Annotated in this window: 14 protein-coding genes; 11 read left to right on the forward strand and 3 right to left on the reverse strand. The window is 66.1% G+C overall.

Annotated elements, in window-relative coordinates; translation table 11 throughout:
• The first annotated feature begins 62 nt into the window (after window positions 1-62).
• From egtB to AC07U1_RS06440, 5 genes are all read left to right on the forward strand, one after another.
• The gene (gene egtB, locus AC07U1_RS06420) at window positions 63-1,373 is read left to right on the forward strand and encodes an ergothioneine biosynthesis protein EgtB (protein ID WP_495177099.1); all 1,311 of its coding nucleotides are present in this window, start codon (window positions 63-65) and stop codon (window positions 1,371-1,373) included.
• Between the two features lies 1 nt (window position 1,374).
• Complete coding sequence (gene egtD, locus AC07U1_RS06425; RefSeq protein WP_495177098.1) at window positions 1,375-2,361, forward strand: L-histidine N(alpha)-methyltransferase; 987 nt, start codon at window positions 1,375-1,377, stop codon at window positions 2,359-2,361.
• Between the two features lie 69 nt (window positions 2,362-2,430).
• Window positions 2,431-3,297, forward strand: coding sequence for a 3-hydroxyacyl-CoA dehydrogenase NAD-binding domain-containing protein (locus AC07U1_RS06430; RefSeq protein WP_495177097.1), 867 nt, complete (start codon window positions 2,431-2,433; stop codon window positions 3,295-3,297).
• Window positions 3,298-3,419: 122 nt separating this feature from the next.
• Window positions 3,420-3,908, forward strand: a complete 489-nt coding sequence (locus AC07U1_RS06435; protein ID WP_187139183.1) for a hypothetical protein — start codon at window positions 3,420-3,422, stop codon at window positions 3,906-3,908.
• Window positions 3,909-3,943: 35 nt separating this feature from the next.
• Window positions 3,944-5,086 carry an epoxide hydrolase family protein gene (locus AC07U1_RS06440; RefSeq protein ID WP_495177096.1) on the forward strand — a complete coding sequence of 381 codons (1,143 nt, stop codon included), beginning with the start codon at window positions 3,944-3,946 and terminating at the stop codon, window positions 5,084-5,086.
• Here the strand turns inward: AC07U1_RS06440 and AC07U1_RS06445 are convergent.
• The 3 genes from AC07U1_RS06445 to AC07U1_RS06455 form a co-directional block, all read right to left on the reverse strand.
• Window positions 5,081-5,395 carry an MliC family protein gene (locus AC07U1_RS06445; protein ID WP_187139181.1) on the reverse strand — a complete coding sequence of 105 codons (315 nt, stop codon included), beginning with the start codon at window positions 5,393-5,395 and terminating at the stop codon, window positions 5,081-5,083. The two genes, AC07U1_RS06440 and AC07U1_RS06445, sit on opposite strands and share 6 nt — an antisense overlap.
• 11 nt (window positions 5,396-5,406) lie before the next feature.
• Complete coding sequence (locus AC07U1_RS06450; RefSeq protein ID WP_495177095.1) at window positions 5,407-6,015, reverse strand: beta/gamma crystallin-related protein; 609 nt, start codon at window positions 6,013-6,015, stop codon at window positions 5,407-5,409.
• Between the two features lie 125 nt (window positions 6,016-6,140).
• A complete protein-coding gene (locus AC07U1_RS06455; protein WP_495177094.1) occupies window positions 6,141-7,490 on the reverse strand; it encodes a NupC/NupG family nucleoside CNT transporter in 1,350 nt (449 codons plus the stop codon).
• A 151-nt stretch (window positions 7,491-7,641) separates the two neighbouring features.
• Here AC07U1_RS06455 and AC07U1_RS06460 point away from each other — a divergent pair, with 151 nt between their 5' ends.
• The 6 genes from AC07U1_RS06460 to AC07U1_RS06485 are packed head-to-tail and all read left to right on the forward strand — an operon-like array spanning window position 7,642 to window position 13,133.
• A complete protein-coding gene (locus AC07U1_RS06460) occupies window positions 7,642-9,600 on the forward strand; it encodes an alpha/beta hydrolase family protein (protein ID WP_495177093.1) in 1,959 nt (652 codons plus the stop codon).
• A 43-nt stretch (window positions 9,601-9,643) separates the two neighbouring features.
• Window positions 9,644-10,321, forward strand: a complete 678-nt coding sequence (locus AC07U1_RS06465) for a queuosine precursor transporter (protein ID WP_495177092.1) — start codon at window positions 9,644-9,646, stop codon at window positions 10,319-10,321.
• Window positions 10,318-11,214, forward strand: a complete 897-nt coding sequence (gene argB / locus AC07U1_RS06470) for an acetylglutamate kinase (RefSeq protein ID WP_056342298.1) — start codon at window positions 10,318-10,320, stop codon at window positions 11,212-11,214. Before AC07U1_RS06465 ends, argB begins: the two co-directional genes overlap by 4 nt.
• 45 nt (window positions 11,215-11,259) lie before the next feature.
• Entirely contained in the window at window positions 11,260-11,559 is a 300-nt protein-coding gene (locus AC07U1_RS06475) for a YggT family protein (protein WP_056342910.1), read from the forward strand.
• 3 nt (window positions 11,560-11,562) lie between these two features.
• Complete coding sequence (gene folD / locus AC07U1_RS06480) at window positions 11,563-12,453, forward strand: bifunctional methylenetetrahydrofolate dehydrogenase/methenyltetrahydrofolate cyclohydrolase FolD (protein WP_495177091.1); 891 nt, start codon at window positions 11,563-11,565, stop codon at window positions 12,451-12,453.
• Window positions 12,453-13,133, forward strand: a complete 681-nt coding sequence (locus AC07U1_RS06485) for a hypothetical protein (protein WP_495177090.1) — start codon at window positions 12,453-12,455, stop codon at window positions 13,131-13,133. Before folD ends, AC07U1_RS06485 begins: the two co-directional genes overlap by 1 nt.
• The last annotated feature ends 1 nt before the right edge of the window (window position 13,134 follow it).

Consider the following 13,134-nt stretch of genomic DNA (forward strand, 5'->3'; position numbering starts at 1 on the left):
GCCTCGTAACCATATTCCCCTCCACCGCGAAACCGAATCGGACCTCGGGGGATTATCCACTTATGGCCAGCCAGACAGATGCATTGCCCCTCACCGCCGGCACCGACGACGCGCTGGCGCTGACACGGCGATTCGCCGCGACGCGCCGCCTGTCGCTCGATCTCGTCGCGACGCTGTCCGACGCCGACGCCAGCGCGCAGTCGATGCCCGACGCGTCGCCCGCCAAATGGCACCTCGCGCATACGAGCTGGTTCTTCGAAACCTTCGTGCTGCGCGACCATGTGCCGGGCTATGCCTTGTTCGACGCGCGCTACCCCTTTCTTTTCAACAGCTATTATGACGCCGAGGGGCCGCGCCACGCGCGGCCGCAGCGCGGGCTGCTGACGCGTCCGTCGCTCGACGAAATCCGCGTCTGGCGCGCCCATGTCGACACCGCGGTGCAGAGCGCGCTGCCCGACCTGCCGCGCGCCGCGCTGGCGCTGGTCGAACTCGGCCTCCATCACGAACAACAGCATCAGGAATTGCTGCTCACCGACCTGAAGCATCTTTTCGCGCAAAACCCGCTCGGCCCCGCCGCATGGGAAAAAAGTGCAATCGCGAATGAAGTTGCGCAGTTTTCTGCGCCTTCTGCCGCATCGGGCGACGCCGGCGCGATCCGCTGGGTGAAGGGTGCCGAGGGCGTGGTTTCGGTCGGTCACGGCGGCGACGATTTTGCATTCGACTGTGAAGTTCCGCAGTTTTCGGCGCTTCTCACCCCGCACGCGTTGGCCAGCCGCCCCGTCACCAATGGCGAATGGCAACAATTTATCGCCGACGGCGGCTATCACACCGCGTCGCTCTGGCTCAGCGACGGCTGGGCGTGGGTGCAGCGCGAGGATGTCGAGGCGCCCGCCTACTGGCGCGACGGGCGGCAGTTCACGCTTTCGGGCTGGCGCGATATCGACCCGCACGCGCCCGTCACCCATATCAGCTTTTTCGAGGCCGACGCTTTCGCCAGCTGGGCCGGTGCGCGGCTGCCGACCGAAATCGAGTGGGAGGCCGCCGCCGCGGTGCTCGACCCCGCATCGGGCGACCAGCTCGACGGCGCCGGGCCCGTCCAGCCATCCGCCGGACCCGCCGCTGACATCGGCCTGCAACAGATGTTCGGCAGCGTGTGGGAATGGACCGGCAGCGCCTATCGCCCCTATCCCGGCTTCCGCGCCGCGCCCGGCGCGGTCGGCGAATATAATGGCAAGTTCATGAGCGGCCAGTTCGTCTTGCGCGGCGGCAGCGTCGCGACCCCGCGCGGCCATCTGCGCGCCTCCTACCGCAATTTCTTCTACCCCCACCAGCGCTGGCAGTTCACCGGCGTGCGGCTAGCCAAGGATCTCTGACATGGGTGTCGTTCGCAATCTCCGCCAGGTCGATGCCGATGCCGCCGGGATCGATATCGCCTTTCGCGCCGACGTCCATGCGGGCCTGTCGCAGGCGCAAAAGGCGGTGCCTGCGCGCTGGTTCTACGACGCGACGGGATCGGCGTTGTTCGAGGATATCACGACGCTCCCCGAATATTATCCGACCCGCAGCGAGACCGACCTGCTCAAACGCCATGCCGGCGAAATGGCGGCGGCGATCGGCCCCGACCGCGCGGTGGTCGAATTGGGATCGGGCAGCTCGACCAAGACGCCGCTGCTGCTCGAAGCGATCCGGCCCGCGGCCTATGTCCCGGTCGATATTTCGGGCGATTTCCTGCGCGAAAGTTCGGACGCGCTCGCCGCGCGCTTCCCGGGGCTCGCCATCTATCCGGTCGAGGCCGATTTCACCCAGCGCGTCGCCTTGCCGCGCGAAATCTGCCCGCTGCCAAAGCTGGGGTTCTTTCCCGGCTCGACGATCGGCAACATGGTCGCGCGCACCGCGATCGACCTGCTCCGCAACTGGCGCGAGGCGCTCGGCGACGGCTCGCTGCTGCTGATCGGTATCGACCGGATCAAGGATATCGCGGTCCTTGAACGCGCTTATGACGATCCGGCGGGGGTGACCGCGGCGTTCAACCTCAACCTGCTCACCCGCATCAACCGCGAACTCGGCGGCACGATCCCGGTCGACAATTTCCTCCACCGCGCCGTCTGGGACGACGTCCATGCGCGGATCGAAATGCACCTCGTCGCCGCCTGCGACATGGACTTCACCGTCGACGGCCGCCGTTATCATATGGCGAAGGGCGAGACGATCCACAGCGAGAACAGCCATAAATACGGAGCCCGCGACGCGAACCTGCTGCTCCGCGCCAGCGGCTGGACCCCCGTCGCGACGTGGGACGATGCCGATCCCGCCTTTGCCCTGATCCTTGCCGAAGCGACCGCCTTCCGCTCGGCCCCCTGACGCTCCATCCCTTGACGCGCCAGCCCGAAGCCGTAGGGCACGCGCATATTTTCAGCGAAAGGGCGGATCATGATCGTAGGTGTTATCGGCGCGGGCCAGATGGGCGCGGGCATCGCGCAGGTTTCGGCGGGCGCTGGCCATGACGTACTGCTCTCCGACATCGACCTCGCGCGCGCCGAAGCGGGCAAGGCGGGCATCGCCAAGGGCCTCGGTCGCCTCGTCACCAAGGAAAAGATGAGCCAGGGCGACGCCGACGCGCTGCTCGCCCGCATCACCCCGGTCGCCGATCATGGCGCTTTCGCCCCCGCCGACCTCGTGATCGAGGCGGCGACCGAGCGCGAGGAGATCAAGCGCGCGATCTTCGCCAGCGTCGGTCCGCATCTCTCCGCCACCGCGATCCTCGCCAGCAACACCAGCTCGATCCCGATCACTCGCCTCGCGCAGGCGGCGCCCGACCCGGCGCGTTTCATCGGGGTGCATTTCTTCAACCCGGTCCCCGTCATGGGGCTGATCGAACTGATCCGCGGCCTCGCGACCAGCGACGACACGCTCGCCACGGTCGAGGCCTATGGCCGCGGGCTTGGCAAGGAAATCGTCCACGCCAACGACGCGCCGGGCTTCATCGTCAACCGCGTGCTGATGCCGCTGATCAATGAAGCCATTTTTGCGCTCGGTGAGGGTGTCGCGACGATGCAGGACATCGACGCCGGCTGCCGTCTCGGCCTCAACCATCCGATGGGGCCGATCACGCTTGCCGACTTCATCGGCCTCGACACCTGCCTCGAAATCATTCGCGTGCTGCAGAGCGGTACCGGCGACCCCAAATTCCGCCCGGCGCCTTTGCTCGTCCAATATGTCGAGGCGGGCTGGGTCGGCAAAAAGGCCGGGCGCGGTTTCTACGACTGGACCGGCGAGGCGCCGGTTCCGACGCGCTGAGCCTCCGGGACCGTCCTTGTTGCGGCTGGACGCGGCCTGGTGCGTCGCGCAATAACGGGTCGGGAGCCGAATGTCGTTTGAGGCGTTAGCGGACTAATGGTGCGTCATAGCAGGAGCCTGATATGCAACGGAAATCCTTAGTCCTCCTCGCCCTTTCCGGTCTCGTCTTCGCGCCGTCGGCGCACGCCCAGAAAGGCGCGCCCGAGGATTCGACGATCAAGGATACCGCCAATTCGGTGACCGAGCCGTTCGACGGCAAGGAAGTCCCGGAAAAATTGCTGGCGATTCAGGGAGCGCCCTATTCGCTCGCGGGCATGGGCAAATGCGCGGCGATCGTTCAGGAAATCACCGAACTCGATGCGGTACTCGGCCCCGATGTCAACGAACAGGTCGACGAGAGCCGGGCCAAGAAGCGCGAGCAGACCGCCGGCCGCGTCGCGGGTAATGTGGCGGGATCGATCATTCCGTTTCGCGGTCTCATCGGCGAGGTCACCGGCGCCAACGCCGAACGGCGGCGCTATGCGGCGGCGGTCTATGCCGGAACGGTGCGTCGCGGCTTTCTGAAAGGCGTCGGACTCGAGCGCGGCTGCAAGGCGCCGGCGCGGCCATAAGCCCGAAACCGGGGGCAAGAGGGGGAGAGAAAATCATGCAGGTCGGCACCATCCGTCCGTTCACGATCGACGTGCCGCAATCGGCGCTCGACGACCTCAAGGCGCGGCTCGCGAACGCGCGCTGGCCCGAAAAGGAAACGGTCGACGACTGGGACCAGGGCGTGCCGCTCGCCTATGCGCAGGACCTCGCGGCCTATTGGCGCGACGAATATGATTGGCGCAATGTCGAGGCGCGGCTCAACGCCTGGCCCAATTATCTGGTCGAGATCGACGGCCTCGACATCCATTATCTCCATATCCGCTCGACCAATCCCGCCGCGCGCCCGCTCGTGCTGACCCATGGCTGGCCGGGGTCGGTGATCGAGTTCCTCGACGTCGTCGAACCGCTATCGGCCGACTATCATCTCGTCATCCCGTCGCTCCCCGGCTACGGCTTTTCGGGCAAGCCCGGCGAAGCCAAATGGAGCGTCGAACATATCGCGGCGGCGTGGGACGCGCTGATGGTCGCGCTAGGTTACACCCGCTATTTCGCGCAGGGCGGCGACTGGGGCAGCGCGGTGACCTGCGCGATCGGCGGCAATCACGCCGATCATTGCGCCGGCATCCACGTCAACATGATCGTCGGCCAGCCTGACCCCGCCACGATGGCCGACCTCACCGACGACGAGAAGGCCTATCTCGCGCGCTTCCAATGGTACCGGACCAAGGACAACGGCTATTCGACCCAGCATGCAACCCGGCCGCAGACGGTCGGTTACGGCCTCGCCGATTCGCCGGTCGGGCAGATGTGCTGGATCGTCGAAAAATGCCACGGCTGGACCGACTGCGGTCACCAGCCCGGCGGCCAGTCGATCGGCGGTCATCCCGAAAAGGCGCTCAGCAAGGACGCGATGCTCGACACCGTCAGCCTCTATTGGTTGACAAACAGCGCCGCCTCGTCGGCGCGGCTTTATTGGCACAGCTTCGCGCAATTCGGCTTCGGCGAAATCCATGTCCCGACCGGGTGTAGTCTGTTCCCGCTCGAAATCATGCGCCTGTCGCGGCGCTGGGCCGAGGGCCGCTACAAGAATATCGTCTACTGGAACGAACTCGACCGCGGCGGCCATTTCGCTGCATGGGAGCAGCCCGATCTGTTCGCCGCTGAGGTCCGCGCTGCCTTTGGCGCGATGACCCTATAGCGGAGTCATCACGACCTGGCAGCGTTCGGCCGCGCTGCGCACCGCGGTGTTCCAGGTCACCTCGTTGCCGTTGCGCGCGAGCCGCGCCCCGGTCTTGTTTTCATAGACCGACCCGCCGGTCGACGGCGTCTGTTTCAGCACCAGCGTCCGCATCCCGTTGACGCGCACGATCGCGCCATTGCCGGTATAGTTGACGTTGAGCCGGGTGCCGCCGCTGCAGGCATAGCTGGTGCCGGTCTGGCGCGGGACCGAGGCGCAACCGCCGAGCGCAGTCCCGGCTGCGGCCAGCAGGATGATTGTCCGTTTCATGGCTTTCCCCTTCAATAACCCGAGCGGACGCAGAGCACGTCGGCCAGATATTCGCGGCGATTGATGGTTTCCATATGCTCGCGTGCCGACCCGTTCCACCCGATCGAGCGGCACCAGGTGTCGGCGGCGCGCGCGGCGCAGGCGGCGGTCGCCGACCCGTTGGCGCAGGCGAGGACGCGATAGCCGTTCGTCGATGGCTGGGTATGGAATTCGGCGAAACTGCCGCGGGCGCTCTGGTCGTTCGCGGGCGGATTCGGGTTCCAGCCGCCTCCGCCGACCGGGCGGATCGACTGGACGGTCATCCCGCGCAGCACGCTGCCCAGCATCGGCGTATCGCGGTCGACGGTGCGGCAATTGCCCCGATAGCGTGTCTTTTCGCACAGCTCCCAGCGGCCGCTGGCGACGCGGATCGAATTGACCGGCCAGGCGAGGCCGAGATCGGTCTTCGCCTCGCCGATGAACACCGCCGGGCCGCGATAGGCCGCATCGCGATAGATGGTCGCCTCGGGCGGGCGATAGAGCCGTTCTTCGGGGGTTTGCGCGGTCGAGGTGGCGAGCAGCCCCCCGGTCAGCGCCGCCGCGACGGCGCCGATGATGGACAGACGATGCACGGCTTTCATACGTTCTCCCCTGCTGTGACTGCGACCCGGAGATTCGTTCGAGGCCGAGATTACAGCATGGGAAAAGGCCGCGCAAACATCATCGCTGCCAGAGCGGTGCTAAGCCTGCATCGTTACTCACGAAATCAGGGTTTGGCGGCGGGGGCCGGCGCGACCTCCGGTGCCGGCGTCGCCGCGGGGGCCGTCACCGGCGCGGCCGGTACGGGTTCCGGCGTGGTCAGCGGCGGCGTGACGCTCAGGATCAGGCCAGCGAGCGCCGCCGACATCAGGTTCGACAGGCTACCCGCCAGCAGCGCCTTTAGCCCCAGCTTGGCGATCATCGGGCGCTGGTTCGGGGCCAGGCTGCCGGTCACCGCCATCTGGATCGCGATCGAGCTGAAATTGGCGAAACCGCACAGCGCAAAGGTGCCGATGGCGATCGACGCCGGCGACAACCCGCCGGCCTTTTGCATATTGCCGAGATCGATGAAGGCGACGAATTCGTTGAGCACGATCTTGCTGCCGAACAGCGCGCCGACGGCATCCGATTCGGACCAGGGCACGCCCATCAGCCACATCACGGGGCGGAAGATCTGGCCGATGATCGACTGGAACGACAGGCCGTCGATATGGAACCAGCCGCCGATCCCGGCGAGCAGCCCATTGGCGAGCGCGACCAGCGCGACGAAGGCGAGCACCATCGCGCCGACCGCGACCGCGAGTTTCACGCCGGTCTGCGCACCCTGCGCCGCCGCCATGATGATGTTCGCCGGCTTTTCCTCGTCGTGGCTCGCCTCGGGCATGACGATCGGTTCGATGCCGATATCCTTGGGATCGTCGGGCATGATGATCTTGGCCATTAAAATGCCGCCCGGCGCCGACATGAAGCTCGCGGCGAGCAGATAGGGGAGCAGATGCTCGCCGATCATGCCGGCATAGGCGCCGAGGATGGTGCCCGCGACACCCGCCATGCCGACGGTCATGATCGTGAACAGCTGCGACGGGGTCAGCCCGGCGAGATAGGGACGGATGACGAGCGGGCTTTCGCTCTGCCCGACGAAGATATTCGCCGCCGCGCCCAGGCTTTCGACCTTGGTCACCCCGGTGATCTTCTGGATGCCGCCGCCGACCCATTTGATGATCTGTTGCATCACGCCCAGATAATAAAGGACCGAGATCAGCGACGCGAAGAAGACGATCACGGGCAGCGCGCCGATCGCGAACACCGCCTTGCCATAGGGCGGCTGGGTCAGCACCTCGCCGAACAGGAATTTGGTGCCCTCGTCGGCATAGCTCAGCAGGTTCGACACCCCGGTCGACATCGCGCCGATGATCGCGCGGCCCCATGGCGTGCCGAGCACGAGCAGCGCAAAACCGGCCTGGAGCAGGAAGGCGGGGACGACGACGCGCGGGCGAATCCAGCGGCGGTTCGACGAAAACAGCACGGCGATCGCAAGCAGTGCGACGATGCCGAGCAGACCGATCAGGCGTTCCATAATGTTGATGCGTCCCCCGCAAGTTTATTGCGCCTGTCTAGCGGGCTGGGCGGCGGGGGCAAGGGGCGGCGATCACAGCCTGCCGCAGCGATGACGCTTGGCGCGGGTGAATTTCCTTTATAGACATGCGGCTATTGTCTTGGGGGGTCGCATGTTTCGTTCGATGATGGCGATGGTTCTGCTCGCCGTTTCGCCGTCGGTTCTGGCTCAGGACGGGGGTAGTGCCGCGGTTCCCGCGTCTGCCGCAAAACCGATCGAGCCGCTGCCGACCGCGACCTTCGCGCGCCTGCCCTTTATCGAAAGCGCCGAACTTTCGCCCGATGGTCGGCACCTCGCGGGATTGTTCGCGATCAAGGGCGAACAGCGCATTGGCATCATTCCGATCGGTGGCGACGCCAGCCAGGCGATGTTTGTCGGCGTGCCCGACCTGACCGAGATCGACTGGCTGCAATGGGTCGGCGACGACAATATCATCGTCGGCCTGCGGGCGCTGCTGCCGGTCGAGACGGACAATTGGTACATCTCGCGCCTGATCAGCATCAACCGCACCACTGGCAAGCCGACCCGCCTGCTCTGGGATCTCAAGGGACAGGATGCATCGAGCGTTGTCTGGATTCCGACCGACGGCAGCACCGAAATCCTCGTGGCCGGGCAGAATTCCATCTATGAAGGCGAGGATTTCTGGCCTGCCGTCTACCGCGTCGATGTCGCTACCGGCCGCAGGAAGACCGAGGTCACTGCGCGGGGCAGCGTCCTCGAGTGGGGCGCCGACCATCTCGGACGGGTCCGCTACGGCATCGGCTATCGCGACCAGACGACCAAATCGACCTTGCTCTATCGCGGCGACGGCAAGTCGCTGTTCCGCACGATCGACAGCGCCTCGCTGCGTGACGAGGAGCGGCTGTCGGTTCCCTTCGTCTTCGTTCCCGGCACCGACAATGGGCTGGTCTATGCCGATGCCCCCGACGGGCGCACGGTGATCGCCGAAACCGATCTGGCGACGGGCAAGCAGCTACGGATTGCGCATCAGGTCGACGGCGCCGATATCGAGGGCGCGATCCGGTCGCCCGACGGGTCGCGGCTGATCGGCTTCTACACCTCCGACGATGCGAAACCGATCCAGTGGATCGACCCCGTGATGGCGACGCACCAGAAGGAGCTGGACGCGGCATCGCCGCAGTCGAAGGTCCGCATCGAAAGCTATAGCCGCGACCTGACGAAGCTGCTGGTGCGGATCAGTACTCCCGACAATCCGGGGCTCTTCTATTATTTCGATTCCGCCGCGGGCGACCTGTCGAAACTGGCGTCGGTGAACGAGGCGATCGGCGGCAGGCGGTTGTCGCGTTCGAAGCTCGTCCAGTACAAGGCGCGCGACGGGCTGGAGATCGAGGGCGTGCTGACGATGCCGCGCGGTCGCGCGAAAGAGAAACTGCCCTTCATCGTCATGCCGCACGGCGGCCCCTGGTCGCACGACACGCTGAGTTACGACTATTGGGCGCAGTTCCTCGCCGAGCGCGGCTATGCGGTGCTCCAGCCCAATTTCCGCGGTTCGACCGGCTATGGCGAGACCTTCCTGAAGGCCGGGCAAGGCCAGCTCGGCTTCGCGATGCAGGACGATGTCACCGACGGCGTGCGCTGGGCGGTCGCCGAGGGGATCGCCGACCCAAAGCGCGTCTGCATCGTCGGCGCCTCCTACGGCGGATATGCGGCGATGTGGGGGATCGCCAAGGATCCCGATCAATATCGCTGCGCCGTGTCGATCAACGGCGTGTCAAACCTGCGGCGCGAGGTCAATGATTTCGGCGGCAAGGTCCGCTCGCGCCTCTATCGCGACCAGTGGCAGAAGATGACCCCCGATTTCGCCGCCGTGTCGCCGATCAACGCAATCGACCGGATCAAGACGCCGCTGTTGCTGGTCCATGGCAAGAAGGATGTCACCGTCGACCATGTCCAGTCGGCCAAGATGTACAGCGCAATGAGCAAGGCGGGCAAATCGGTCGAATTCGTCTCGATCCCGCTCGCCGACCATTATTTCACCCGCGAGGCCGACCGGACCACCTTGCTGACGTCGATCGAGGCCTTTCTTGCCAAGCATAATCCGCCCGATTGACCGGCATCTTTCCAGCGCCCTCAAAACCGACTATCGCGCGCCGATGACCGACACTTCTTCGACGGCGTTGCCGCGCACGCTCTCGCCCTCGCTCTTCCTCTTCACCATCATCTATGGCGGCATGGTCGTGCTCGCCGGTGTGCTGGGCAACAAGCAGGTCGCGCTCGGCGACTGGCTGGCGGTCGAGGCGGGAATTTTCCCCTTCCTGCTGCTCGTCGCCCTGTCGAGCAGCGTATCTGAACTTCATGGGCAGACTGTGGCGAACCGGCTGGTGCTGTGGGGCTTCGTGCCACTCGTGCTGTCGATCCTGCTCACCGCGCTGGTGTTGTCGCTACCGGCGTCGCCCGAAATGGACCCCGCGCGGCTGGCCGCTTTTGAAACGGTGCTTGGGCAGAGTCCGCGGCTGATGGCGGCGGGCATCGTTGCCTATGGCACGTCGCAGTTCCTGAACGTCACGATCTTCAGCCGTCTGCGCGGCCGTGAAGGCGCTGGAACGGGGTCGACGTGGCTCGCGATCCGCGGCGCGATCGCCAGCGCGCTCAGCCAGATCGTCGACACGTTGCTGTTCGTCACTATCGCTTTTTCGGGGGTTTTTCCCATCGCGAACCTGATGGGCGGGCAGATGCTGGCCAAGGTCACGCTGTCGATCCTCGTCATCCCCTTCGTGATCACCGGCCTCGTTGCGCTGGGTCGCAATCTCGATAGCAAGCCCACCGCATGAGCCACGCCCCCGACCCCGCGATGCTCGCGAAAGCCGAAACGCTCGTCGAGGCCTTGCCCTATCTGCAGCGCTATGCTGGCCAGACCTTCGTGATCAAATATGGCGGCCATGCGATGGGCGATGCCGAGGCGCAGCGTGATTTCGCCGAAGATGTCGTGCTGCTCAAGGCGGTCGGGATCAACCCGGTGGTCGTCCATGGCGGCGGGCCGCAGATCGGCGCGATGCTCAAGCAGCTCGGGATCGAATCGACCTTCGTCGGTGGCCTGCGCGTCACCGACGCCGCGACCGCCGAGGTCGCCGAAATGGTCCTCGCGGGCAAGATCAACAAGGAAATCGTCAGCTGGATCGCCGCCCTCGGCGGCCGGGCGGTCGGCATTTCGGGCAAGGACGCCAATCTCGTGCTCGCCGAAAAGGTCAAGCGCACCGAACCCGACCCCAATTCGGGAATCGAGCGCCATGTCGACCTGGGTTTCGTCGGCGAGCCCGTCGCAGTCGATCCGACGATCCTGCAGAACCTGACCAAGGACAATTTCATCCCCATCGTCGCCCCGGTGGCGCTCGGCGCCGATGGCGCGACCTACAACATCAACGCAGACACCATGGCGGGCGCGATCGCCGGGGCGTTGGGTGCCAAGCGCTTCTTCCTGCTCACCGACGTTGCCGGGGTGCTCGACAAGGACAAGAATCTGCTCACCGACCTCGACCGCGTCGCGATCGAGGCGCTGAAGGCGGACGAGACGATCACCGGCGGGATGATCCCGAAGGTCGAAACCTGCGTCGCGGCTGTCGATGCCGGGGTCGAGGCGGCGGTCATCCTCGACGGGCGGGTGCCGCACGCGATGCTGCTCGAAATTTTCACCGCCCGGGGTGCAGGCACGCTGATTCATCGCTAAGACGGGGGCCCGCGCGGCTCCCCCGGAGACTATCCCTTGTATTTCATGTTCCTCGAGATCCTGTCGATCCTTCTCAACATCCTGTGGTGGATCATCATCGTCCAGGCGGTGATGTCGTGGCTGCTCGCCTTCAACGTCATCAACACCCACAATGAATTCGTGCGCCAGCTCTGGTACGTCCTCGAACGGATCACCGAGCCGCTCTATCGCCCGATCCGCCGCATCATGCCCGATTTCGGCGGCATCGACCTGACCCCGATGGTCGTGCTGATCCTGCTGATCATCATCCGCGGACCGGTGATGTCCTATCTGGTGCAACTCGGCATCAGTTCCGGGCTGGCCTGATCGATGGCGGCAGTGATCGACGGCAAGGCTTTCGCCGCCGGGCTGCGCGCGCGAATCGCCGGTGCGGTGCCGGCGTTCGAGGTCGCTGCGGGCCGCGCCCCCGGCCTCGCGGTCGTGCTCGTCGGCGACGATCCGGCGAGCGCGGTCTATGTCGGGTCGAAGGGCAAGGCAACGGTCGCCGCCGGCATGGCGAGCTTCGAACATCGCCTGCCCGCGACCGCGACGCAGGCCGAGGTCGAGGCGCTGCTCGCGGCGCTTAACGCCGATGAAGCCGTCGACGGCATCCTGCTCCAGTTGCCGCTTCCCGGCCATCTCGACGAACAGGCGGCGGTCGCGACGATCGATCCCGACAAGGATGTCGACGGGCTGACCCCGGTCAGCGCCGGACGTCTCGCGCTCGGCATCCCCGGCATGGTGCCCTGCACCCCCTACGGCTGTCTGCTCCTGCTTCAGGACCGGTTCGGCGATCTGTCGGGCAAGGACGCGATCGTCGTCGGCCGCTCGATCCTCGTCGGCAAGCCGATGGCGCAATTGCTGCTCGGCGCGAACTGCACCGTCACCATCGCGCACAGCCGGACCCGCGATCTGGCCGATGCGGTGCGCCGCGCCGATATCGTCGTCGCCGCGGTCGGCCGTGCCGAAATGGTGAAGGGTGACTGGATCAAGCCCGGTGCGGTGGTCATCGATGTGGGCATCAACCGGCTCGCGCCCGCCGACGGCGAAACCAAGGGGCGGCTGGTCGGCGACGTCGACTATGCGCAGGTTTCGGCGGTCGCCGATGCGATCACCCCGGTTCCGGGCGGTGTCGGACCGATGACCATCGCCTGCCTGCTCCGCAACACGCTCGTCGCCGCGCATCGCCGCGCCGGCCTTGCCGATCCGGAGGGTTTCTGATGCGCCGCATGACCGCCGCCGCCTTTGCATTGCTTCTGGTGGCGGGGTGCGCGGGTCAGCCCGACGATATCCGCAACCGCCCGCTCGGCCCCAATCCCAGCGGCTTCGTCGCCGCCGAGATCGGCTTTACCCGGCTCGCGCAGGAAAAGGGGCAGTGGACGGCGTTTCGTGAAACCTCGGCGCCCGATGCGACGATGTTCGTGCCGCAGCGGGTGAAGGCGCGCGACTGGCTGCGGACGCAAAAGGACCCCGCCGAGGCGGTGAAGTGGCAGCCGCACGCCGTCTATGTCAGCTGCGACGGCAATGTCGGGGTGACCACCGGCGCCTGGCAGAAGGGGCCGGCGAACGGCTATTTCAGCACCGTCTGGCTGCGCGATCCCAAGAGCGGCAAGACGCTGTGGACGCTCGACCATGGCGACACGCTGGCGACCCCGCGCGCGGCGCCCGAATTCATCGAGACCAAGCAGGCGGTCTGCGGCGCGCGTCCCGGCGTCGCGGTCGACGGCGGCAACGAAGGTGAGGACCGCGCGGTCGGCCTGTCGCCTGACCAGACGCTCAGCTGGACCTCGGTCGTCAGCCCCGACGGCGCGCGCCGCGTTACCGTGCGGCTGTGGGACGGCAGCGCGATGACGCCGGTGATCGACGACCGGGTCGCGGCCCCGACACCGCAGAAGCCCTGAC

Source organism: Sphingopyxis sp. GW821-FHT02C12 (assembly GCF_059421785.1).